Source organism: Parvibaculum sp., from assembly GCF_039973015.1.
GTDB lineage: Bacteria > Pseudomonadota > Alphaproteobacteria > Parvibaculales > Parvibaculaceae > Parvibaculum.
In genome coordinates, this window is record NZ_JBDWLT010000010.1 from 633,817 (window position 1) to 655,288 (window position 21,472).

Annotated in this window: 22 protein-coding genes, 1 tRNA gene and 1 pseudogene; 13 read left to right on the forward strand and 11 right to left on the reverse strand. The window is 61.8% G+C overall.

Annotated elements, in window-relative coordinates; all coding sequences use genetic code 11:
• Nucleotides 1-2: 2 nt before the first annotated feature.
• The 3 genes from yidC to rpmH all read right to left on the reverse strand — a co-directional run bounded on the left by yidC (nucleotide 3) and on the right by rpmH (nucleotide 2,452).
• Nucleotides 3-1,823: a membrane protein insertase YidC gene (yidC, locus tag ABJO61_RS14265; RefSeq protein ID WP_348327329.1), complete on the reverse strand. Its 1,821-nt coding sequence runs from the start codon at nucleotides 1,821-1,823 to the stop codon at nucleotides 3-5.
• Complete coding sequence (gene rnpA, locus ABJO61_RS14270) at nucleotides 1,816-2,208, reverse strand: ribonuclease P protein component (RefSeq protein WP_348327332.1); 393 nt, start codon at nucleotides 2,206-2,208, stop codon at nucleotides 1,816-1,818. The genes yidC and rnpA overlap by 8 nt, the downstream gene beginning before the upstream one ends.
• A 109-nt stretch (nucleotides 2,209-2,317) precedes the next feature.
• The gene (gene rpmH, locus ABJO61_RS14275; protein ID WP_293335769.1) at nucleotides 2,318-2,452 is read right to left on the reverse strand and encodes a 50S ribosomal protein L34; all 135 of its coding nucleotides are present in this window, start codon (nucleotides 2,450-2,452) and stop codon (nucleotides 2,318-2,320) included.
• Nucleotides 2,453-2,829: 377 nt separating this feature from the next.
• Between rpmH and ABJO61_RS14280 the strand changes: the two genes are divergently transcribed.
• Genes ABJO61_RS14280 through glk form a run of 8 tightly spaced genes read left to right on the forward strand, consistent with a single transcriptional unit; the run spans nucleotide 2,830 to nucleotide 12,326 of the window.
• On the forward strand, nucleotides 2,830-3,606 hold the full coding sequence (locus ABJO61_RS14280) for a DUF547 domain-containing protein (protein WP_348327336.1): 777 nt from the start codon (nucleotides 2,830-2,832) through the stop codon (nucleotides 3,604-3,606).
• Complete coding sequence (locus ABJO61_RS14285) at nucleotides 3,603-4,328, forward strand: TVP38/TMEM64 family protein (protein WP_348327339.1); 726 nt, start codon at nucleotides 3,603-3,605, stop codon at nucleotides 4,326-4,328. The genes ABJO61_RS14280 and ABJO61_RS14285 overlap by 4 nt, the downstream gene beginning before the upstream one ends.
• A gap of 41 nt (nucleotides 4,329-4,369) precedes the next feature.
• Entirely contained in the window at nucleotides 4,370-5,794 is a 1,425-nt protein-coding gene (locus tag ABJO61_RS14290; protein WP_348327342.1) for an FAD-dependent oxidoreductase, read from the forward strand.
• Between the two features lie 37 nt (nucleotides 5,795-5,831).
• Nucleotides 5,832-7,343: a HAMP domain-containing sensor histidine kinase gene (locus ABJO61_RS14295; RefSeq protein WP_348327344.1), complete on the forward strand. Its 1,512-nt coding sequence runs from the start codon at nucleotides 5,832-5,834 to the stop codon at nucleotides 7,341-7,343.
• 4 nt (nucleotides 7,344-7,347) lie between these two features.
• Nucleotides 7,348-8,109, forward strand: a complete 762-nt coding sequence (otsB, locus tag ABJO61_RS14300) for a trehalose-phosphatase (RefSeq protein WP_348330597.1) — start codon at nucleotides 7,348-7,350, stop codon at nucleotides 8,107-8,109.
• Between the two features lie 23 nt (nucleotides 8,110-8,132).
• A complete protein-coding gene (locus ABJO61_RS14305) occupies nucleotides 8,133-9,929 on the forward strand; it encodes a glycoside hydrolase family 15 protein (protein WP_348327349.1) in 1,797 nt (598 codons plus the stop codon).
• On the forward strand, nucleotides 9,926-11,326 hold the full coding sequence (gene otsA, locus ABJO61_RS14310; protein WP_348327352.1) for an alpha,alpha-trehalose-phosphate synthase (UDP-forming): 1,401 nt from the start codon (nucleotides 9,926-9,928) through the stop codon (nucleotides 11,324-11,326). The genes ABJO61_RS14305 and otsA overlap by 4 nt, the downstream gene beginning before the upstream one ends.
• A gap of 1 nt (nucleotide 11,327) precedes the next feature.
• The gene (glk, locus tag ABJO61_RS14315; protein WP_348327355.1) at nucleotides 11,328-12,326 is read left to right on the forward strand and encodes a glucokinase; all 999 of its coding nucleotides are present in this window, start codon (nucleotides 11,328-11,330) and stop codon (nucleotides 12,324-12,326) included.
• 13 nt (nucleotides 12,327-12,339) lie between these two features.
• Here glk and ggt read toward each other — a convergent pair whose 3' ends face one another.
• Complete coding sequence (gene ggt / locus ABJO61_RS14320; RefSeq protein ID WP_348327358.1) at nucleotides 12,340-14,079, reverse strand: gamma-glutamyltransferase; 1,740 nt, start codon at nucleotides 14,077-14,079, stop codon at nucleotides 12,340-12,342.
• 125 nt (nucleotides 14,080-14,204) lie between these two features.
• On the opposite strand from ggt, the gene ABJO61_RS14325 reads away from it, so the two are divergent.
• From ABJO61_RS14325 to ABJO61_RS14335, 3 genes are all read left to right on the forward strand, one after another.
• The gene (locus ABJO61_RS14325) at nucleotides 14,205-15,236 is read left to right on the forward strand and encodes a P1 family peptidase (protein WP_348327361.1); all 1,032 of its coding nucleotides are present in this window, start codon (nucleotides 14,205-14,207) and stop codon (nucleotides 15,234-15,236) included.
• Nucleotides 15,237-15,425: 189 nt separating this feature from the next.
• A tRNA-Arg gene (locus ABJO61_RS14330) sits at nucleotides 15,426-15,502 on the forward strand.
• A gap of 184 nt (nucleotides 15,503-15,686) precedes the next feature.
• Entirely contained in the window at nucleotides 15,687-15,908 is a 222-nt protein-coding gene (locus ABJO61_RS14335; protein ID WP_348327364.1) for a hypothetical protein, read from the forward strand.
• 354 nt (nucleotides 15,909-16,262) lie between these two features.
• On the opposite strand, the pseudogene ABJO61_RS14340 reads toward ABJO61_RS14335, so the two are convergent.
• The 7 genes and pseudogenes from ABJO61_RS14340 to ABJO61_RS14370 form a co-directional block, all read right to left on the reverse strand.
• Nucleotides 16,263-17,021, reverse strand: a pseudogene (locus ABJO61_RS14340) (recombinase family protein); the annotation flags it as partial.
• A gap of 6 nt (nucleotides 17,022-17,027) precedes the next feature.
• Nucleotides 17,028-17,303 carry a hypothetical protein gene (locus tag ABJO61_RS14345; protein WP_348327367.1) on the reverse strand — a complete coding sequence of 92 codons (276 nt, stop codon included), beginning with the start codon at nucleotides 17,301-17,303 and terminating at the stop codon, nucleotides 17,028-17,030.
• A 224-nt stretch (nucleotides 17,304-17,527) separates the two neighbouring features.
• Nucleotides 17,528-17,812: a hypothetical protein gene (locus ABJO61_RS14350; protein WP_348327370.1), complete on the reverse strand. Its 285-nt coding sequence runs from the start codon at nucleotides 17,810-17,812 to the stop codon at nucleotides 17,528-17,530.
• 2 nt (nucleotides 17,813-17,814) lie between these two features.
• Nucleotides 17,815-18,087, reverse strand: coding sequence for a hypothetical protein (locus ABJO61_RS14355; RefSeq protein ID WP_348327373.1), 273 nt, complete (start codon nucleotides 18,085-18,087; stop codon nucleotides 17,815-17,817).
• A gap of 15 nt (nucleotides 18,088-18,102) precedes the next feature.
• A complete protein-coding gene (locus ABJO61_RS14360; RefSeq protein WP_348327376.1) occupies nucleotides 18,103-19,719 on the reverse strand; it encodes a type IV secretory system conjugative DNA transfer family protein in 1,617 nt (538 codons plus the stop codon).
• Between the two features lie 84 nt (nucleotides 19,720-19,803).
• On the reverse strand, nucleotides 19,804-19,926 hold the full coding sequence (locus ABJO61_RS14365) for a hypothetical protein (protein WP_348327379.1): 123 nt from the start codon (nucleotides 19,924-19,926) through the stop codon (nucleotides 19,804-19,806).
• Nucleotides 19,927-19,956: 30 nt separating this feature from the next.
• A complete protein-coding gene (locus ABJO61_RS14370; protein WP_348327382.1) occupies nucleotides 19,957-20,253 on the reverse strand; it encodes a hypothetical protein in 297 nt (98 codons plus the stop codon).
• A 356-nt stretch (nucleotides 20,254-20,609) separates the two neighbouring features.
• Between ABJO61_RS14370 and ABJO61_RS14375 the strand changes: the two genes are divergently transcribed.
• Both ABJO61_RS14375 and ABJO61_RS14380 read left to right on the forward strand, forming a co-directional pair.
• Entirely contained in the window at nucleotides 20,610-20,831 is a 222-nt protein-coding gene (locus ABJO61_RS14375; RefSeq protein ID WP_348327385.1) for a hypothetical protein, read from the forward strand.
• 59 nt (nucleotides 20,832-20,890) lie between these two features.
• Nucleotides 20,891-21,253, forward strand: a complete 363-nt coding sequence (locus ABJO61_RS14380; protein WP_348327388.1) for a hypothetical protein — start codon at nucleotides 20,891-20,893, stop codon at nucleotides 21,251-21,253.
• The last annotated feature ends 219 nt before the right edge of the window (nucleotides 21,254-21,472 follow it).

Below are 21,472 nucleotides of genomic sequence, written 5' to 3' on the forward strand. Positions count from 1 at the left end.
CATCACGATTTCGGCTTGTTGCCGCTGATGAGCTTGTTCAGACCGAGATTGCTGAAAATCTCGATAGGAACGCCCTGCCGCTTCATGATGACACCTTGCTGGATGACGGACAGCGTGTTGTTCCACGCCCAGTAGATCACGAGACCCGCCGGGAAGCCCGCCAGCATGAAGGTGAAGATCACCGGCATCCAGGTGAATATCTGCGCCTGGATCGGGTCTGCGGGCAGCGGGTTCATGCGCTGCTGCACGAACATGGTGAAGCCCATGATGAGCGGCCAGATGCCGATCATCAGCATGGAAGGCGGATCCCAGGGGATAAGCCCGAACAGGTTGAAGATCGAGGTCGGGTCCGGCGCGGAGAGATCGTTGATCCAGCCGAAGAAAGGTGCGTGCCGCATTTCGATGGTCACGAAGAGCACTTTATAGAGTGCGAAGAAGACGGGGATCTGGATGAGAACGGGAAGGCAGCCGGCGAGCGGATTCACCTTCTCCTTCTTGTAGAGCTCCATGATCTCCTGCTGCTGCTTCATCTTGTCGTCGGGATAGCGCTCGCGCAGCTTTTCCATTTCCGGCTGCAGCTTCTTCATCTTGCTCATAGCCACATAGGACTTGTTGGCGAGCGGATAGAAGACGAGCTTGATCGCAACCGTAACGATCAGGATGGCGATGCCGAAATTGCCGACGTGAAGCGCGACGAAATGAAGAGCGGAAAACATCGGCTGCGTCAGGAACCAGAACCAGCCCCAGTCGATCAGCAGATTGAACTTGTAGATGCCTGCATCGTGATAGGCATCGATCACCTTGGAAACCTTGGCGCCCGCGAAAAGGCGATTGGCGATTTCAATGCTGCCGCCGGCAGGAACTTCCTGCGCGTCGTAGCGGAAATCCGCCTGATAGTTTTCGATGGCGTCGCTGGGGTGCTCGCTGAAATTCGCGGCAAAGGATTTGCCGGCTTCAGGCACCAGCGCGGCCGCCCAGTACTTGTCCGTGATGCCCAGCCAACCATCAGTGTCGCTGACCTTCACCGGTCCGTCTTCGGCGGCGTCGTCATACTTGATTGCCTTTTCGCCGACGCTCGGGAATTCGCCGATGAAGCCTTCATGCAGGATGAAGAAGGAACTGCCCGCAGGCTTGCCTGTACGCGAGACGAGGCCATAAGGGTAGAGCGTGACGGCGGCGCCGGAATTGTTTTCCACGCGATCGTCGATCGAAAAGAGGAAATGTTCGTCGAGCGTGATCGTGCGGTGGAAGACGAGGCCCTGGCCATTGTCCCAGCGCAGCGTCACCGGCGTGTCGGGCGTAAGCGTTGCGCCTTCCTCGACCTGCCAAACGGTCTGCGAACCGGGCAGCGCGACATTGCTGCCGGGGGCGGCGATGAAGCCGAATTCGGAGAAATAGGGCGCCTGAGTGCGCGCGGGCGAGAAGAGGGCGACTTCCGGGCTGCTCGGGTCGACGGTAACATGGTACTTGCGAAGCTTCAGGTCGTCGAAGCGCGCGCCCTTGAGCGAAATCGATCCTTCAAGCTCTTCCGAGCGGATGGGGAGACGCGGCGCCTGCGCCAGCGCTTCCTCGCGCTCGAGCGTCGCGCGCGGGTCGCTCGCGGCGTTTACCGTGCGAGCCGGGCTTTCGACGCTCGGGAGGCGTACATCGCCGGGCGCAGATGTTCCCGGCTCCGTGGCCGCCAGGTTGCCGCTTTCTTCCGCCGCTGCCTGCTGTTTGGCCTGCTCGGCCTCCATCTGCGGATTGATGAAGAAATATTGCCAGCCGACGAAAACGACTACCGACAGAAAAATGGCGATGATGAAGTTGCGGTTGTCACCCATGAGGACGGTCTTTCCCGGAATCGGAACGCTTTTGTCTGGACGGATTGCCCGCACCCTCGCGCTTTCCGTGAACGGAGGCGAGTGCGCGGCTGAGGTCGTTGAGAAGGTCCGGCCAGCTCCGCGTGAGAGTGGCCTGCCGCCCGATCAGGACGTAGTCGTAACCGTCTTTGGCGGTGAGTGAAAGCACTTCGGCCGCGGCAGCGCGAAGACGGCGCTTGGCGCGATTGCGCTCGACGGCGCAGCCGACTTTTTTCGTGACGGTATAGCCAATACGGGGGGGCGCTTCGTCGCCACGCGGACGGGCCTGCAGCACGAGGCCTGCCTCGGCGCGCTTGCGCGCGCGGGCGGCGGCAAGAAAGTCGCGGCGTTTGCGCAGACGGTCCATAGGGGTGCTCGCGGCGAGGCTCAGCAACGCGGCGTGCAACGGAACCTCAGCCTGAAAGGGCGACGGGCCGAAGCCCGTTTGCGCTGTGCCGGATACCACTGCCGTGGAATCAGGCCGACAGACGCTTGCGTCCTCGGGCCCGGCGCGCAGCCAGCACCTTGCGGCCACCAGTGGTCGCGGTGCGCGCACGGAAGCCGTGGCGGCGCTTGCGGACGAGCTTGCTCGGTTGATAGGTCCGTTTCACGTCTCTTCTCCGGCGGATCTGGGCCGAGCACGTTCCCGCCAATTTGCTGGCTGGTCCGGCTCCGGGGGCGGCTTTTCGGGCCACCGCACCATGCCATAAAAACAAGAGCCGCAGGCGTTGCCGCCCGACGGCTGTCTGGCGGGGTGTATAAGCGATATGACAGCGGAAAGTCAACGGCACCCGGGCAATTTGAGGCCGGCCCGGCTCGTGGATCACCGCGCCTGAACTTCTGTCACGTTTGGGTGAGGGGGGCTATCGCCGGGCGGGGGAGCGCGTAATGTCCGCACATCATGAAAACGACCTCCTTGCCCCTCTCCTTCAGCCGTGAGATACATCGAAATGTACTCTTTTTGTTCTTGTTTTTGGGCCTGACGGCAATGTCCGCCCACGCCAATCCGGCGGATCATGGCACCCGCCCCGGCTCCCATCCCGACCATACGCCCTGGGCGCGCCTCCTCGACACTTATCTGAGGGAAGGTGCTGGGGGCGCCCCGAACCGCTTCGATTACGGGGCGCTGAAGGCGGCCCCCGCGGACCGGGCCGCGCTCAAGGCCTATATCGAGGCACTGGCGCAAGCCGGTCCCGACGCGCTGAACCGCGACGAGGCCTTCGCCTTCTGGGTGAACCTCTATAATGCGCTCACCGTCGACGTCGTGGTCCGCCACTACCCCGTCACTTCCATTCGCGACATCGACATCTCGCCGGGTCTCTTCTCGAACGGGCCCTGGGGCAAAAAGCTCGTGAGTGTGGCCGGACGGGAGCTTTCCCTGGACGATATCGAGCATGGCATCCTCCGGGCCGATTTCGGCGACCGCCGCGTCCATTATGCTGTGAATTGCGCCTCGGTGGGCTGCCCGGACCTGGCCCCTGCGCCCTATACCGCCGTCGAACTCGACGCGATGCTCGACCGGGCCGCGCGCGCCTATGTGAACAGCCCGCGCGGTGCCCATGCCGAAAAGGGCAGGCTGACAGCATCGAGCATATTCAAATGGTACATGAAGGATTTCGGCGGCACGGAAGAAGGTGTCCTCGACGAAATCCGCCTCTATGCGGGGCCGGAGCTGAGCAGGAAACTTGAGACCGTGACGGGCGTGGCGGCCTATGATTACGACTGGTCGCTGAACGATGTGCAGAAGCCGGAGAAAAGCGAATGACGGAAACGAAGGGCCGGAGCAGCGTCTTCAAACGCTTCCTGCCGCTGCTGGTGCTGCTGGCCGGTCTTGGTGCCTTCTTCGCGCTCGGCCTTGACCGCTATGTGACGCTCGATACTTTGCGCGACAACCGTCAGGCCCTCACTGCATGGGTGGAGGAAAACTGGGCGCTTGCCGCTTTTATTTATGTGTTCGCCTATATCGCGGTAGTTGCCTTCTCGCTGCCCGGTGCGCTCGTTGCGACGCTCACCGGCGGCTTTCTCTTCGGAACGGTCTTCGGCGGCTTGCTCACCGTAGTCGGTGCGACCATCGGTGCGACGGCGATATTTCTCGCCGCAAAAACGGCGCTTGGCGACATGCTGCGCGAGAAGGCCGGGCCGAAGCTTCGCAAGCTTGAGGATGGCTTCGGCAAGAACGCCTTCAGCTATATGCTGGTGTTGCGGCTTGTGCCGATCTTCCCTTTCTTTCTGGTCAATCTCGCGCCTGCCTTTCTCGGTGTGCCGCTGCGGACCTATGTCGCAGCGACCTTTGTCGGCATCATTCCGGGGACATTCGTCTTTGCGAGCCTGGGCAACGGGCTTGGTGCCGTCTTCGATGCAGGCAGCGACCCCGATCTCGGACTAATCTTCAAACCGGAAATTCTGGGGCCGATCCTCGCGCTTGCAGCACTCGCACTGGTTCCCGTTCTCTATCGCCGCTTCGCCGCCGGGCGGGTGCCGGGCTGATTTGTCATCGTCGTTTCACTCAGGAAGTTTCAGAGGATTGCATGGCCAAGCGGATCAAGGCTGATATCTGCGTCATCGGTGCGGGCTCCGGCGGCTTGTCGGTTGCGGCGGGCGCCGCCCAGATGGGCGCCCGTACCGTGCTCATCGAGCGCGACGCAATGGGCGGCGATTGTCTCAACACGGGCTGCGTACCCTCGAAGGCGCTTCTTGCCGCCGCAAAGCAGGCCTACCGCATGGGGGCGGGTGAGCCCTTCGGCATCGCGCCCGCGGAAGCGAAGGTCGATTTCGCGAAGGTCCATGAGCATGTGCATGGCGTGATCGGGGCCATCGCCCCAAACGATTCCGTCGCCCGTTTTGAAGGCCTCGGCGTCACGGTTATCAAGGATCATGCGCGATTTCGCGATGGCAGAACGGTGCTGGCGGGCAATGCGGAGATTGCCGCGCGCCGCTTCGTCATCGCCACGGGTTCGCGCGCGTCCGCGCCGCCTATTCCGGGCCTCGACAAGGTGCCCTTCTATACGAACGAAAACATCTTCGAGAACAAGGAGTGCCCGGCTCACCTCATCGTCATCGGTGGCGGGCCTATCGGCATGGAGATGGCGCAGGCCCACCGCCGCCTCGGCGCTCGCGTAACGGTGCTCGAAGGCCTGCGCGTATTGTCACGCGAAGACCCTGAACTCTCTGCCGTCGTTACCGACCGGCTGCGCCGCGATGGCGTGGAGATACTGGAAGGCGCGAAGGTTCTCTCTGTCTCGGGCGAGGAAAACAATATCGCGGTCGAGGTCGTGCATGGACAGGAGACGCGCCGTATCGAGGGGTCGCATCTTCTCGTCGCGACTGGCCGCCGCCCGAACGTCGAAGACCTCGGCCTCGAAAAGGCGGGGGTCGAATATAGCGAGCGTGGGCTGAAACTCGACGAGCGCCTGCGCACGACCAACAAGCGCATCTTCGGCATTGGCGATGTCGCTGGCGGGTTACAGTTTACCCATGTCGCGAACTATCACGCAGGCATCGTGATCAGGAACGCGCTCTTCCGTGTGCCCGCTCGCGCCGATCATCATGCTGTGCCCTGGGTGACCTATACGGACCCTGAGCTTGCCCATGTCGGAGAAACCGAAGAAGAAGCGCGCAAGCACTACAGCAAGATCAACGTGCTGCGCTGGCATATGGCGGAAAACGATCGCGCCCAAGCGGAACGCGAGACGGAGGGCGTGATAAAGGTCATCACCGACTCCCATGCGCGCGTGCTTGGCGCGACCATTGTGGGGCCTCATGCAGGCGAACTGATCCTGCCCTGGGTGCTTGCGAAGTCGAATGCGCTGAAGCTGAGCGCGATGGCAAGCGTCATTGTGCCTTATCCGACGCTTTCGGAAATCAGCAAGCGTGCGGCAGGCGCCTATTACACCCCGACCCTGTACAGCTCGAAAACGAGGATGCTGGTGCGCTTTCTCTCGCTGTTCGGCTAGGATTGCCGGATCGGCCGCAACGGGGCGTAATTTGCGAATGAAGGCGACGGCACAGAGAGACGGGCAGGAGGCCGGTTGGCTTGCGCGCTGCACGGGGCCGCTGCGGGGTTCCCTGTCGCGCCGTTTGCTGGTGCTGACCCTGCTCTTCGTGATGCTGGCCGAAGTGCTGATTTTCGTGCCTTCGGTCGCGAATTTCCGTCTGAACTGGCTGGAGCAGCGCCTTGCCGCCGCGCAGATAGCCTCGCTTGCCCTTGAAGCGCGACCCGACAACATGGTGTCCCCCGCGCTACGCGAGGAGCTTCTGAAAAACGCGCAAGTTTACGCCGTGGCTCTTCATCGTGGCGGTGCGCGCCGCCTCGTCCTCAGCGAGGACATGCCGCCGGTGGTCGACACGAGATTCGATCTTCGCGGCGCGATGGCGGTGGAACTCATCATGGATGCCTTCGACACGGTCTTCACGGGTGACGGGCGCATCATCCTCGTGACGGGTGAGCCGCGCTTTGGCGCCGGCGAATCCATCGAGATCGTGTTTGACGAAACCCCGCTTCGCCATGCGATGCTTCGATACAGCAAGAACATCTTTCTGCTCTCTCTTGTTATTTCCGTTATCACCGCCAGCCTTGTCTATCTCGTTTTGCATTTCGTTCTCGTTCGTCCCATGCGCCGTCTGACGGGCAACATGGTCGGGTTTCGCGTGAATCCGGAAGATGCCCGCCGCGTCATTGCGCCTTCGGCCCGCGCGGACGAGATCGGCGTGGCCGAGCGCGAGCTGGCCTTGATGCAGAAGGAAATCAGGGCGACGCTGACCCAGAAGGCGCATCTGGCGGCGCTGGGAGCGGCGGTGAGCAAGATCAATCACGACCTGCGCAACATCCTCGCAAGCGCGCAGCTCATCTCTGACCGCATTGGCGCAATCGACGACCCCACGGTGCAGCATCTGGCGCCTCGTCTCTTTGCCTCGATTGACCGCGCGATCGACCTTTGCACGAAGTCGCTGCGCTTTGGCCGTGCTGAGGAGCGGACACCTCAGCGCCGCCCGGTCGCGCTGGCGGAGCTTGCGGAGGAGGTCGCCGAAGCGGCATGGAGCGAGACGGACCCCATTCACTGGGTGAACGATGTGCCGGTGGAGCTTATTGTGTATGCCGATGCCGATCAGCTTTTCCGCATTCTGCTCAATCTGGCGCGCAACGCCGCCCAGGCGTTGACGGAAGATGCCGGAGGCGCTGAACGCGCCATGCGCGGGGGGGAAATCCGTCTCACCGCGCATCGCACGACCGATCATGTCCATATCGAGATATCGGATAACGGTCCGGGCCTGCCGCTGAAGGCGCGCGAGCATCTGTTCGAAGCTTTTTCCGGCAGCAGCCGCGCCGATGGAACGGGGCTCGGGCTTGCCATCGCCGCCGAACTCGTGCGGATGCATGGCGGACATATTGAACTTGTGCGGAGCGATGCCTCCGGTACGCTCTTCCGCATCTGCATCCCCGACGATGCAGACAACCCTCACGACTGCGGCGAGGCCGGGCGCCTTGCCGGACAATCGGCATAGTGGAATGAACGATATGAACGACGGCGCTCGCGCACTGCCTGCGCCGCAACGCAACTGGGCCTTGTTTCTCGACTTCGATGGGACGCTGGCGGAACTCGCGCCGACACCGGATGCGGTCGTTATCGACCCCGAACTCCCGCAGGTTCTCGCGAGCCTCATGAAAAGCCTTGATGGTGCCGTGGCGCTTATCTCCGGCCGTACACTCGGCGAGCTCGACCGCCACACCGGGCTCGAACTGCCGGGCGCGGGCGTGCATGGGCTGGAGTTGCGTGAGCGGCAGGGCATGGTGCCGCATCTGCCGGATGAATCGGGCGCGATACATGAAATTGCAGCAAAACTTGCACCACTGGCCGATGGAGACGATCGTCTGATCGTGGAATTGAAGCCCGGCGCGCTTGCGCTGCACTACAGACGTGCGCCGGAGCGTGAGCAGGAATGCCGTGCGGCAATGCAGGAGGCACTGGCCTCGACCTCCGGGCTTCAGCTCATGGACGGCAAGATGGTGCTTGAGGTGAAGCCGGGGCACGTCAACAAGGGGCATGCCATTGAAAAGCTCATGTCGCTGCCGCCTTTTTCAGGCCGGGTTCCCGTGTTTGCAGGCGATGATCGCACCGATGAGGACGGCTTTGGGGTCGTCAATGCGCTGAAAGGCGTTACGATCAAGATTGGCGAGGGTGAATCGGTGGCGGCATACCGCCTTGCATCCGTCGGGGTTTTCGTCGCCTGGTTGAAAGATGCAGCCATGACGCTTCGCGGTGCTGGCTGAGGTAATTGCGTATAGGAGGTAGTTTGTCGTCGCTTGATCTCGGGATTGTCGGAAACGGCACTTACGGCGCGCTAATCGACAAATGGGCTCGCATCGTCTGGTGTTGCCTGCCCCGGCTCGATGGCGACCCTGTTTTCTACAGCTTGCTGAACGGCAATAACGCCGAAGATGAAGACGATGCACGCGGCTACTGGGGCGTGGAGCTGGAGAACGCTGCAACATCGCGCCAGTATTATCGCCACAATTCCGCGATCCTTGTCACCGAAGTGACGGACAAGGATGGCAACACAATAGAAATCACGGATTTTGCGCCGCGCTTCACGCAGCGGGAACGCATCTTCCAGCCGATGACGCTGGTGCGCCGCGTGCGTCCCCTCGAAGGCACGCCGCGTGTCCGCATCCGCATCCGTCCGGGCTTCCACTACGGCGCCGAGCGGCCCACCATCACGCGCGGCAGCAATCACGTTCGCTATCTGCATAGCGGCCTCGCGCTCCGCCTGACCACCAATGCCCCCGTAACATATCTGCTCGACGAAACCGTCTTCAATCTCACCGGCCCCGTGAGCTTCATTCTCGGCCCCGACGAAACCTTGAGCGACGGCATCGAGGAAACGGCGCGCCGCTTCGAGGAGCGCACGGAAGACTACTGGCGCAGATGGGTCCGTCGTCTTGCCCTGCCGCTTGAATGGCAGCAGGCGGTGATCCGTGCCGCGATCACGCTCAAGCTCTGCTGCTACGAGGAGACGGGCGCTATCGTCGCCGCTCTCACGACAAGCATTCCCGAGGCCGCGAATACCGGGCGCAACTGGGATTACCGTTTCTGCTGGCTGCGCGATGCCTTCTTCGTCATTCGCGCGCTCAATTCGCTCGCCGAAGTGGAGACGATGGAGAACTATCTCCGCTATCTCGGCAACATCGTCGGCAATGCAAAAGACGGCCACTTGCAACCGGTCTACGGTATCGGTCTTGAAACCCATCTGACGGAATCGCTTGTCGATACGCTGAAGGGATACAGGGGCATGGGGCCGGTGCGTCGAGGCAACCAGGCCTATGAACATTTTCAGCACGATGTTTATGGCAATGTGATCCTCGCGGCCTCGCAGTCCTTCTTCGATGAACGTCTGATGAAGCAAATGACGAAGGCGGATTTCGAACGCTACGAAAAAGTAGGCGAGCGGGCCTACGCCATGCACGATCAGCCGGATGCGGGCATGTGGGAGCTGCGGACGCGCGCGCATATCCACACCTCGTCGAGTCTCATGTGCTGGGCGGCTTGCGACAGGCTTGCGCATATCGCCGAAAATCTCGGCCTGCAGGAGCGCTCGCGGCACTGGCGCAAGCTCGCCGACGAAGTTCATGAGACGATCTGCACACGCGCGTGGAACGAAGATATAAACGCTTTCGCCGACAGCTTCGATGGCGAAGGCCTCGATGCCGGCCTCTTGCTGATGACGGAGGTGAATTTTCTGAAACCCTCCGATCCGCGCTTTGAGGCGACGCTGGCGGCCGTCGAAAAGGCGCTTCGCCGCGGGAACCACATGTTCCGCTATGCGACGGCGGACGACTTCGGTATGCCTCGGAACGCATTCAACATTTGCACGTTCTGGTATATCGATGCCCTTGCGCGGGTAGGACGAACCGATGAAGCACGCGAAATATTTGAATCGATCCTCGGTTGCCGGAACAGTCTCGGCCTGCTCTCCGAGGATACGCATCCGGCGACCGGCGAGTTGTGGGGGAACTTCCCCCAGACCTATTCCCTTGTTGGTATCATCAATGCCGCGATGCGCCTGAGCCGGAAGTGGGAAGAGCAGATATGAGCCGTCTCGTCGTCGTCTCCAATCGTGTCGGACCTGTGAAGGATGCCGCGCGGGCTGGCGGCCTGGCGGTTGCTCTGGTCGATGCGCTGAAGGCGCGTGGCGGGCTCTGGTATGGCTGGAGCGGCAAGGTCGACGAACATGGCCAGGATCAGGCGAAGATCGAGAATGTCGGCAACCTCTCGCTTGCGACCGTCGACCTCAGCACCGAGGAGCATGAGGAATATTACAACGGCTTCGCGAACCGCTGCCTCTGGCCTCTCTTCCACTACCGCATTGATCTCACGGCCTTCGATCGCCGCTATTACGAGGGTTACAGGCGCGTCAATGCGAAGTTCGCGCGGGTGCTTCATCCGCTGCTGAAGCCGGACGATACGATCTGGGTTCACGACTACCACTTCCTCGCTTTTGGCAATGAGCTGCGCCATATGGGTGCCAAGCAGGCAATCGGCTTTTTCCTGCACATTCCCTTCCCGGCGCGCGAAGTCCTCTCCGCGCTGCCGCATCACGACGCAATGGTACGCGGTCTCTTTGCCTATGATGTTCTCGGCTTTCAGACGGAGCGCGATTGCGAGCGCTTCCGCGACTATGTCGTGCGCGAGGCGCATGGCCGCGCGGAAGGCGACCGGCTTCATTGCTTCGGCCGCACGGTGACGGTGCGTGCATTCCCCATCGGCATCGATACGGAAGGCTTCGCGCAAATGGCCGCGACCGACAAGGATGCGAAACGGCAATATGACAAGGCGGCGAGTTCGCTGAATGGCCGCACACAGATCGTCGGCGTCGATCGCCTCGACTACACCAAGGGCATCGCCGAGCGTTTTCATGCCTATGAGCGGCTGCTCCAGGACTATCCCGAGACGCGCCGCGAAGTCTCCTATCTCCAGATCGCCGCCACTTCGCGTGGCGATGTGCAGGAATATCGCGAGATGCGCGAGGAGCTCGACGGCCTGTCCGGTCATATCAATGGCAGCTATGGCGAGTTCGACTGGACGCCGCTGCGTTATCTGAACCGTCCCATGGCGCGGCGTTCGCTTTCCGGCCTGTATCGCGCGAGCAAGATTGGCCTGGTAACGCCGTTGCGCGACGGCATGAACCTCGTCGCCAAGGAATATGTCGCCGCGCAAGACCCGGAAGATCCCGGCGTGCTTGTTCTTTCGCGCTTCGCGGGCGCCTCCTACCAGATGCCGGAGGCGATCATCGTGAACCCCTACGATATAAAGGGGGTGGCGGACGCATTGCAGATCGCGCGTTACATGAGCTTGCAGGAGCGCCGCGAGCGCTTCGACGCACTGATGGACCGTTTGCGAAAGGAAGATGTCGCCCATTGGCGCGATGAGTTTCTGGCCGAATTGGCGAAAGTGCCGGTCCCGGCCCCCGGGCGAGCGGATAACGGCTGATATGGACGGGGCGGAAAACTCTCTCCTTGTTGCCGATATTGGTGGCACCAATGCGCGTTTTTCGCTGGCGCGGGTGAGGGCGGACGGCATCTGCGTGGCGCCGCCCTCCATCTATCGGACGGCGGATTATCCCGGCCTTGAAGCGGCGCTGACGCACTTCCTCGATAAAGCGGGGCACCCTGCGCTCGCGGGCGCGGCGGTGTGCGCGGCCGGCCCTGTCGAGGGGAAGGGCAATGCGGCGCACATCGCCATGACGAATTGTCCCTGGGATGTCACGGCGGAGACGCTGGCGCGCGTGTCCGGCGTTGAAAGACCGCGCTTGATGAACGACTTCGCCGCGCTCGCCTTTTCAATTCCCGGTCTCGAAGCATCGGATCTTTCATCCGTCGGTCCCGCCCGCGAAGCGCTTGCAGGCGAGCCGGTCGGCATACTTGGCGCCGGTACGGGACTCGGTGTCGCATCGCTCGTTTTTGGTGCCGGCGAGGAGGTGGCGGTGCCGGGCGAGGGCGGCCATGTCGATCTCGCCGCTGGAAACGACCGGGAAGCGGCGGTCATCGCCTGGTTACGGGCGCGCTACGGACATGTCTCGGTGGAGCGTGTGCTGTCGGGCCCGGGGCTCGTCACACTTTACGGGGCGCTTGCCGCTCTTTCCGGCAGGGAGGCCGATCCCGCGCTCACGCCGCCGGATATTGCCGAGCGGGCAAGGCGTGGCACCTGTGATATCGCCTCGGAAACGGCGCATCTTTTTTGTGGCTGGCTTGGCGCGGTTGCGGGCGACCTCGCGCTCACCATCGGCGCGCGCGGCGGCATCTATATCGGTGGCGGTATTGTGCCGGGCTGGCTCGCGGGCGGACCGGGCCTCTTCAGCGAAGAAATCTTCCGTGCCCGCTTCGAGGCGAAGGGCCGCTTCAGCGCATGGCTTTCGCGCATTCCCGTCCATGTCATCTGCCGCAAGGATGCGGCGCTGCTCGGCCTTGCCCGTGCGGCAAGGGATGCGTGACGCCCCTGCGCCTCTAGGGTTGGCCTGTCACCACATTGCCATCGCGGCGCGGATCGGCGCCGCCATCGAGCCCCTCCGGCGTGACGAGAATGCCGTGCAGCCCGCTCATCAGCGGAGTGGCTTTCACCTCATGGCCGAGCGATTCGAGGTCCGCCGTCATTTGTTCGAGTGCCGTGCCGGCCTCGATTTCGAGCGGCCCGTTCCGGTCGACGAAGCGCGGCAGGCCGATGGCGGCTTTCATGTCCATGTCCCAGTCGATCAGCGCGATCAGGGTCTGTGTCACATAGGCGATGATGCGGCTGCCGCCGGGTGACCCGATGGCGGCGTGAAAATCGCCATCTTTCGTGAGAACGATGACCGGCGTCATGGATGAGCGCGGGCGCTTGCCCGGCGCGACGGCATTCGCGACCGGCTTTCCGTCTTCCTCCGGCATGAAGGAGAAATCGGTAAGCTGGTTGTTGAGCATCATGCCACCTGCCATCAGGTGAGAGCCGAACGGCCCTTCGACCGATGTGGTCATGGAGACAACATTGCCCTCGCTGTCGAGAATGCTGAAATGGCTGGTCGAGGGCTTGTCGATCGGGTGGTTGATCCCCCGGTTCATGGCGCGGCGGTCCGCGGGCTCGCCCGCCTTTGCCTTCTTCATCGAAAGGCTCGCATCGATCCGGTTCGCGCGTGCCTCCAGATAGGCGGGGTCGAGCATCGCCTCGACCGGAACATCGACGAAATCCGGGTCGCCGATATATTTGTCGCGATCCGCATAGGCGAGCTTCTCTGCCTCCGCGATGAAGTGGACGGCGGTCAGCGTCATAGGGCCCATGCCCTTCAGGTCATAATTCTGCAGGATGCCGAGAATCTGAAGCGCGGTCAGCCCGCCCGAAGTCGGCGGCGGCATGGAGCAGACCCGATAATCGCGATAGGGCGCGCAAACGGGTTCGCGCTTCTTCGCTTCGTAGGAGGAGAAATCCTCAAGCGACAGCGTACCCGGCCGAGCGGGCGCATTCTGCACAGCGTCCACAATGGCCTTTGCAATCGGCCCTTCATAGAAACCTTTTTCGCCTTCACTCGCGATCCGTTTCAGCGTTGCCGCATAGGCCGGGTTCTTCAGCACGTCGCCTTTTTGTGCGGGGATGCGTGTCCCGTTCACGTCGATCCGGTAGAAATAGTCCTGCGCGCCCGGCATGTTCATGAGTACGGGATCGCGGGCGATGGCTTCTGCGAGCTTGGGCGGCACTGCGAACCCTTCTTCCGCCAGTTTGATCGCGGGCTTGAAGAGTTCAGCCCATTGGAGCTTCCCGTGATCTTCATGCGCGAGCCAGAGCATCTTCACGACGCCCGGCGTGCCGACAGAGCTTCCGCCGATCATGGCTTCGAGAAAGGGCAGCGGGTTGCCTTCATTGTCGAGAAAGAGCTTTGGCGTCGCGCCCATCGGCGCCGTCTCCCGGCCGTCATAGGCTTCAATAGCGCCGCTCACAGGGTCGAAATGCATCATGAAGGCCCCGCCCGCAAGGCCCGAGGATTCAGGCTCGACCAGCGAGAGTACGGCCTGTACGGCAATCGCCGCATCTACGGCGCTGCCCCCCGCCCGCAGGATCGAGGCGCCCGCCTCGGTTGCATAGGGATTCGCCGACGCGATCATGAAGGGGGCGGGTTCCGGCGTACCGCTTCGCCACCAGGAGGCGGCAATTCCAAGGATGAGCAGCAGCGCGGCTGCGACGACGGCCAGCGCCGGCAGAATTCGCGTCATCTTCATGGAAATATCCTCCCGCCTTTTTCAGGTCGCGCGGGCGGCGGGCGCCTGCGGATTTGCTATGGTGTGCCCCAACCGGGCTGACCTGCATCCTAGCAGCCCCGCCCCCGATACGAGAGGCTTCAGATATGCACTTCGGCGCCATTCGCAAAGGCCCCCGCAATCACATTGGCGATGTCGGGGGCATTCTTGTCGGCAATGCCGCGGACGAAGCGGCGCGAACCGGCGTTACGGTGGTTCTGCCGGAAGCGCGCGCGGTCGCAGGCGGCGATGTGCGCGGCGGCGGGCCCGGTACGCGTGAGACCGACCTGCTCGACCCGTCCTGTCTGGTCGATGCGGTGGATGCGATCGTCCTGTCGGGCGGCTCCTCCTGGGGGCTCGAAGCCGCGTCCGGCGCCGCCGCTTGGCTTGGCGCAAGAGGACGGGGCTACCGGGTCGGTTCCAGCCCGCTCGTTTCCCCCATCGTGCCTGCCGCGATCCTCTTCGACCTCGCCAATGGCGGAAACAAGCAGTGGGGGGAGGAGCCGCCTTATCGCGCACTGGGCAAGACGGCGTGCGAGGCGGCAGCGGCTGATTTCATGCTCGGCAATGCGGGCGCGGGTCTCGGTGCAATCGCGGGAAAATACAAGGGCGGGCTCGGCTCTGCCTCTGCGATAACGGAAAGCGGCCTTGCTGTCGGCGCGCTTGTCGCCGCCAATCCCTTTGGCGCCGTGGTCGCGCCCGGCACGGATCGCTTCTGGGCGGCGCCCTTTGAGATGGATGGCGAGTTCGGCGGCCGTGGCATGCCGGAGCCGGGCGGTTTTGCGGCTCTCGATCCTCTGGCGGGCTCCAAGGCCGACGCTTCCCCGGGCGGCAACACCACCATCGGCGTCGTCGCGACCAATGCGGACCTCACGCCAGCCGATGCCCGCCGTATCGCCATCATGGCGCAGGACGGCCTTGCGCGCGCGATCCGTCCCGTTCATGCCCCGGTCGACGGGGACACGATCTTCGTTCTGGCCACGGGCGCTTGTGAGCTCGGCCATGAGGCGCGGCACGGCCTGCTTTCGGCGCTCGGCGCAATGGCGGCCGATTGCGTTGCCCGTGCTGTCGCCCGTGCCGTCTACGAGGCCGGGACGCTGGGTGCCGCCATGTCCTACAGGGATCGTCACAAAATTTGAGGCCCGGTAATCCTGAGAGGTGAGGGAGGTGGGCAAGGCTCGCGGCTTCCGGCGGATTTTTTGGGGCATGGGCCCCGGATTTGGCCTCTTCGCCCCCTTGCCTTTGAGCCTTCAAGGCTTTAAGAGTGGCCCGCCTTCGACGAGATGGCGGAAATTTCCGCTTGCCCCTTGGGGTTCCGCGATGTGCATGCGCCCGTAGCTCAGCTGGATAGAGCATCAGACTACGAATCTGAGGGTCGGACGTTCGAATCGTTCCGGGCGCGCCACTTCCAATTTTCCGCTTCGAAATGCCTCTAAAGCCCTGAATGGATAGGACTTTTGGGGTGTTCGAAACCCACCCTCCCGGCAGTATGAAATCCGCCCTGCAAAGGCCATGCGAAGCAGCCTTCGCTTGTCCTCGATACTCTCCGAAAACCAAAGGTTGACAGGGCTTTTCAGGAAGTTCAGGGCGTGTTCGAACTTCATCTGGAAAGGTGTTCGCGGCGATACCGCCCCAGAGAGGCGTTCATCAAGCAGCAGCTTTTCCGCTTCGAGGTCGGAGATTCGCCGCTCATAGGCGGAGATCACGCTGGCGTTCTGCGCATCGACGATCCGATCCAGCAGACCCTCGATCTGATTTTCGATTTGGATTACTTCGCCCTTGAGCTTGGCCGAGCGCTCTTGCGCGAATGAACCGCGCTGATCCCATAGACTTTGGAAGAGGGCTCTCACGGTCTCGAAGATATCGGCGCGCGGTTGCATGGTTTGGAGCAGCGCTTCGAAATCGCCTTCAATGGCCTCCCGCTTGATGGACTTGCGATAGCTCCCGCACTCCCGGTTGAAGCAAGAATAGTATGGGTGCTTCCTGCCGCTCTTGCCCGTGGACCATGACGCGGTGAGCGGCTTGTCGCATGCGCAGCAGGTCACGAAGCCCCGCAGAGGGAAATCCTCGCTCATATCCTTCCTGATAGGCGCTTTGGCGCTACCGCGCGTGAGACGCTCCTGCACCTTGCAGAAGGTTTCCCAGCTCACCAGAGGCTCGTGCTGGCCCTTGCGCAGCGTTACACCCCATTCGGGGTTATCGACATAGCCCGCATAGACCTTCTGACGCAGGAGCACGAAGACGCGCTCGTTCTGGATGATCCCGTCCTTGGGCTTGGGGAAGTCCGGCTGGTCCTGAAGGAAGCGCATCACTTCGGCCTGCGTGTCGAAGCGCCCGGAAGCGAAGCCTTCTATAGCTTCGCGCACGAGGGCGGCCACGGGTTCATGCGGTACGAGCCAGTTCTTGTGGATGGCGTGGCGTTCGTAGCGATAGCCGACCGGCGCTTGAAAAACCCAGTATCCGCTCATCATGCGGGCGCGCATGCGGTTCTTGGTCTGCTCGGCGTTCTTCTGGCGGTGGTGCTGGGCGACGCTCGCCAGCATGTTCTCGATAAGCTGGCTGTCCGAATCCTCCCCGAACTCGATGGAGGGCGATTCCAGCATGCCGCCCGCTGAAGAAATCGAAGTGCGCAACGCGAGATGCGCTTCCAGCCCACGGGCAAGACGCGAAATATCGTCGATAATGACGACGGGCTCCTTTTTGCGGTGCTTGCTCAGGAACGCCAGCATGGCGCTCATGCCGGGCCGGGCGGTCACGCCGCCGGACATATCGTCCTTGAAGACCTCGACGACCTCATAGCCCTTATAGGCTGCGAACTCGCGGCAGCGCGTCTCCTGGGAATCGAGGCCGCCGCCCTTGATCTTCTGCTTCGCGTGCGAGACGCGCGCGTAGATGACGGCTTGCTTTGTGTCCTGTGTCTTCATCGGTTTTTATTCGGCCGCATCCGCCGATTTAAAGGCGGCACGGGCGCTGGTGTTTGATTGTTTGTGTACGGAATATTGTACCATATTCCGGCGTGAATTCGTAGCTTTTTCGCGGGATTCTGCCGCTTTGATGTGGGAAAATCCGTCATCGTCCCATGCCTCGTCCACGAAGGGAATGAGGATTTCGGCAAGGGCGAGAATGAAGCCGCGCTTCTGCTCATCGTTCAGGCCGCAATCCGGCAGCAGGGACATGAATTCGTCCGGGTCGATGTTGTAGCGCATAAGGCATGCTCCGCCCGTTCGCGGGACTGAGAGCTCCGCGCCGGAAAAGATGAAATGTTTGGTTGAGAAGATTCTACGTGGCAGCAAACGCCCCTTCGGGGGAAAGCCACGCGCCACGTGCAATAAAATAAAGATACACGTGTGGGAATATTGTCCTATCGTGCAGCAAATTCCCGAAAGTGTCCAGATATTATTCCGTCTACAGATGGAATGACCGCAGCCGGTTAGCGGCTGCGGTCGAAGTCCGTTCGGGCTTTACCGTTCAGAGGGTCGATGGCAAAGCCCGTCTCAAGCCCATCTCTCGCATTGGAGAGGCGCTCGCGCAAATGCTCGATACGCCTCTCATGGGCCTGCTGCACCGAGCGGTGCGTCTGTTCGGTCAGATGACCGTTCGGAATCAAATGCTGCTCATAGGCCGGGCGCGGACGCACCCGCATCTTTGCAAGCATCTCGGCGCGGGTCGCGATATCCGGCCCGCGCGCGTTTGTTTTTCCATCGAAGGGCGGCATGTCTAACGCTCCCCGTTTTCACGCTCTGCATTGGCTGTGCGGCCCGCAGTGCCGCCCCGCCGCTCGTCCAGACGCTCCTTGAGGGTGCGGAGCGTTAGACGGCCATTCACCGGCGTGGCATCAAGCTCGACGTTGAAGCCTTGGCCGTCCTTATGCTGGAAGGCTGAGCCGACGCGGTTGAAGTAGGACTTGCCGTCCTTGCTCTCCCGCACGGTGTAGGCGAGATGGGAGGGCATCTTGCTGGCCACATCCTTGGGTGTGCTTTCATCGCTCATGACGTTCTCCTTGTTCTAGAGGCGATAACCCTCGATGTGTAACGCACGGCCACTTTGATACTGGGGGAAAGCGGCCCACTTCTCGGGCACCGGCGCGTCGATCACCCGCGCCCATCTATGACCGAAGCGCGTCTTGACGCGCACACGGTCGGCGGGCGGGTGATAGGGGTTCGGCAGATAGCGCCCGGCATTCTCGCGGAGCTCGTAATAGGGCTGTTTCTGGCCAAGGATCGGATTGAGGTTCTTGCCGGAGACGAACAGCACCTGCCTGTCCTCGGGCAGGTTCAGGACCTCATCGGGCGTGAGGAGCGGGCGGCCCTGTTGGGTGCGGTGTTCGGCGTTCTGTTGGTAATGCGCATAGTCGTAAGCCTGTGCGAGAGGATCGCCACCATAGAGGGCGCGCTTCGCCGCATTCCACTTTTCGCGCTTGGCGTTCTGCTGGTACTCGAAAGCGTCGTAAGAGAGCGTTTCCGCGCCCAGCATTTTCGAAACGAGATCGGCCGTTTCGTAATCCCGCACACCGAAGAACTGCCTTGCTTGAGCGCTTCCCATGAGGCTCTGCACGGCGGATTTATCGAAGTTGCGGACGATCTGGCCGATATCCTGAAACAGTGCCCACATACGAACGCCGAAGCCGCGCCCGAAGGTGAAGCCGCTGATAAGGGCTTCGAAGCGGCCAAGCTGTCCGGCTTCATCAATGATGATCGTGATGCGGGGTGCAGAGAGATCGCGCGACTTGTAGAGCTGCACCACCGTGACCATGACGCGGATCAGCGGCGACCAGATGCGCAAATATTCAGCCGGCACGTTCAGAAAGACGCTCGTGACCGGGAAGCGGCGGCACAAATCCTTGAGCGAGAAGTCCCCGCCTTCGAGGCTCGCCAGAAGGGTGGGATCGTTGAGGAAGCTCAGATGGGCGTATATCTCGCCGAGGATCGAGCCGAACTCCTTGGGGCTCTCCTGCTGCTTGGTCAGCATCTCGGCGGCGACCCGGCGCACGTCCTCGAAACGCGAAGCAAGCATGTGCTTCAGCATGTCAGCCCATTCCGACGGGTTGCCTTCGATCATATTGATCGCCCGCCAGAGCACCGGAAAGCTCACCCGGCCATAATGCTCGACCAGCGCCTTGATGAGGACGCCGAGCCACTCGCGCGCCCGCAGCTCGAAATACTGGCCGTTGGCACTGCCCGAGAGTGCGATCAGTCCCTCGCAGATGAACTTCGTATCGGCATGGAAGCGCGGGTTTTGCGCATCGAGGATATCGAGCGGGTTCAGGCTGTGGGAGGGAAGGCCCGCGATCCGCATCGGATTCCAGTAACAGCCATACTGCCCGGCGGGCGCGAGAACGTGAATGGAGATCGCGCCGATCTCGCCTCTCGGATCGAGCCAGAGGATCGGCTGTCCCAGCGCATTGATCGCGACATGTCCTTCCAGATCACGCAATTTTCCGCTGCCAGCTCCGCCGATGGTCAGCAGCGGCGCGTCCCCTTCGAGGCGTATCTCCCGCCCATTGAAATATCCCAGATGCAGGCCGTCGGTTGAGAAAAGATCGGCTCGTCTCAGGTCTTGTTCCTTCGCCCAGGCGGCGGAACCGAAGCGGTATTCTTCATTGTGGTGTGAATCGAACGTCATGGACGGTGTCCTTCATCTGAAATGAAAAAGGGGGCGTCCGTTGCCGGACGCCCCCCTATGGACTTTTGCGGTGCCGGGGCTTTGTCAGACCAGAAGCATGACCACCAGAACGAATACGGCAAAGACAATGACGCCGCCCCAGTCTCCGGGCTTCTTCTCTTTCTCGAAGAAGTGAAGGCTGCCCTTGTGCTTAAACTTCTGAGCCATGTTGAGCTCCTTTCAAGTTGTGAAGGTGGGCTAGAACACGCGGCTCGCCAGAGCGAGACCGCCGATGGTGATGGCTACGCCGACCGTGGCGCGGCTCACGAAGAAGACGGTGAGGCCGCTCAGCGCGAACCAAGGCAGTTCGATGAGATCGGCCGCGTCCCGCCCGTAGTGCTCGCGGGTGAAGGCTTCGATCCAATCGATGCTCAGATCGAAGACGAAGGGCGTGGCGAGATATGTCATGATCACCGCCGCCACGTTCGCGATGCCGAAGACGGATTTCTCGAAGACCGACTGCCCGGCAGCGCGGTTGTCCCGTGTCGATGCCATGTGCGTGCCTCCCTTGATTGCGGGCTGGCCGAGTTGCCAGCGCTATGGGTCCGTCATACCCGGCAGGGGACTTGGCCTTGGGGGAAAGCGCGCGAAAAAATCGAGCCGCCTGAATTTTCGTAGATTCTGCGGATCATCCGCGCCGCAGGTTTTGTCTCCGGTTGCTTTGGGGCTGGCATTCACATCAGCCATATCGCTCGATCATCGCCGCCGCGCGGCACGGTCAACGGCCTGCCCGCTCCAAGTATCCGTGTTGGCCGTTTCGCTACGCTTGACCGATGCCGCCTTGCGGGCGGCGTGTGTCGCTCCCATCGGCTGGAATGAACCAGACCCGAGCAACTTCAAGGAGACTTCACATGAACACCGCGAATGAAAACACCACAGCTTCCGCCAATTCCGGCCGCCGTCCAGATTGGGTCGTGAAAGCGCCCCGGACACGCGGCAAGAGCCCCGGCCTTATCCGCATCGGCGTGGCCTGGGATCGCGAGGATGGCGGCATCTGCCTGCGCCTGACCGGCAACCAACTCGTCACCGGCGATCTCTACATCTACCCCGCAGCGGAGGGTGGCGCTCAATGAGCGCCACTTTTCCTCTTCCGTGAATTGAACGCGCGTTTATAATTCCGTATACTGAATATATGTCTGATGATTTCGACCCACCGCTAACCTCTCCTGCACCGAAACGCCCGAATGCGAAGCGGGACGGCTATGTCACCATCCGCCCGGAATTGCTGGCGGAGATGCAGGACACGATGCGGGCGCTCAATCGCGGCTCTCGGAGCTTGCTTCAGGAGCGGGACGACGCGCCGGACGGGCTCAAGCCATCCATCATCGAGAACTGGTTCACCCGAGAAAACCCCGGCACCCGCGAAGACCATCTGCGCTATTTTTTGAAGGTCTTGCGCGACGCCAAACCGCGCCCCCGCCAGCAAACGAACGTCAAGAAACGCAACACGCTGGCCGGGCGGTTACTGCTGGATACCGCGTCAGATTCAGAATAGATACAATTTTAGCCGAATTGTTTACATTATTTACATAATAGTAAATATTTTCAACTATACTTTTCTCTAACTGCTCTGAAAAGAGCGGAAGTAACACAAAGCACGAGCGCCTCGCTGAACAGCGGAAAATTGGGCCTCGAACGTGTACGGGAGAAGAGTAGTGGGGATAACGGCTACATTCAAAAATGCGATGGAGTACGACGGCACATATGCGCCGTC

Excerpts from the sequence above, each read along its gene's own strand:
- yidC (WP_348327329.1), bottom strand. The coding sequence starts at position 1,823 with ATGGGTGACAACCGCAACTTCATCATCGCCATTTTTCTGTCGGTAGTC.
- rnpA (WP_348327332.1), bottom strand. The coding sequence starts at position 2,208 with ATGGACCGTCTGCGCAAACGCCGCGACTTTCTTGCCGCCGCCCGCGCG.
- ABJO61_RS14280 (WP_348327336.1), top strand. The coding sequence starts at position 2,830 with ATGTCCGCCCACGCCAATCCGGCGGATCATGGCACCCGCCCCGGCTCC.
- ABJO61_RS14285 (WP_348327339.1), top strand. The coding sequence starts at position 3,603 with ATGACGGAAACGAAGGGCCGGAGCAGCGTCTTCAAACGCTTCCTGCCG.
- ABJO61_RS14290 (WP_348327342.1), top strand. The coding sequence starts at position 4,370 with ATGGCCAAGCGGATCAAGGCTGATATCTGCGTCATCGGTGCGGGCTCC.
- ABJO61_RS14295 (WP_348327344.1), top strand. The coding sequence starts at position 5,832 with ATGAAGGCGACGGCACAGAGAGACGGGCAGGAGGCCGGTTGGCTTGCG.
- otsB (WP_348330597.1), top strand. The coding sequence starts at position 7,348 with ATGAACGATATGAACGACGGCGCTCGCGCACTGCCTGCGCCGCAACGC.
- otsA (WP_348327352.1), top strand. The coding sequence starts at position 9,926 with ATGAGCCGTCTCGTCGTCGTCTCCAATCGTGTCGGACCTGTGAAGGAT.
- glk (WP_348327355.1), top strand. The coding sequence starts at position 11,328 with ATGGACGGGGCGGAAAACTCTCTCCTTGTTGCCGATATTGGTGGCACC.
- ggt (WP_348327358.1), bottom strand. The coding sequence starts at position 14,079 with ATGAAGATGACGCGAATTCTGCCGGCGCTGGCCGTCGTCGCAGCCGCG.
- ABJO61_RS14325 (WP_348327361.1), top strand. The coding sequence starts at position 14,205 with ATGCACTTCGGCGCCATTCGCAAAGGCCCCCGCAATCACATTGGCGAT.
- ABJO61_RS14345 (WP_348327367.1), bottom strand. The coding sequence starts at position 17,303 with ATGCGCTACAACATCGACCCGGACGAATTCATGTCCCTGCTGCCGGAT.
- ABJO61_RS14350 (WP_348327370.1), bottom strand. The coding sequence starts at position 17,812 with ATGCCGCCCTTCGATGGAAAAACAAACGCGCGCGGGCCGGATATCGCG.
- ABJO61_RS14355 (WP_348327373.1), bottom strand. The coding sequence starts at position 18,087 with ATGAGCGATGAAAGCACACCCAAGGATGTGGCCAGCAAGATGCCCTCC.
- ABJO61_RS14360 (WP_348327376.1), bottom strand. The coding sequence starts at position 19,719 with ATGACGTTCGATTCACACCACAATGAAGAATACCGCTTCGGTTCCGCC.
- ABJO61_RS14365 (WP_348327379.1), bottom strand. The coding sequence starts at position 19,926 with ATGGCTCAGAAGTTTAAGCACAAGGGCAGCCTTCACTTCTTCGAGAAA.
- ABJO61_RS14370 (WP_348327382.1), bottom strand. The coding sequence starts at position 20,253 with ATGGCATCGACACGGGACAACCGCGCTGCCGGGCAGTCGGTCTTCGAG.
- ABJO61_RS14375 (WP_348327385.1), top strand. The coding sequence starts at position 20,610 with ATGAACACCGCGAATGAAAACACCACAGCTTCCGCCAATTCCGGCCGC.
- ABJO61_RS14380 (WP_348327388.1), top strand. The coding sequence starts at position 20,891 with ATGTCTGATGATTTCGACCCACCGCTAACCTCTCCTGCACCGAAACGC.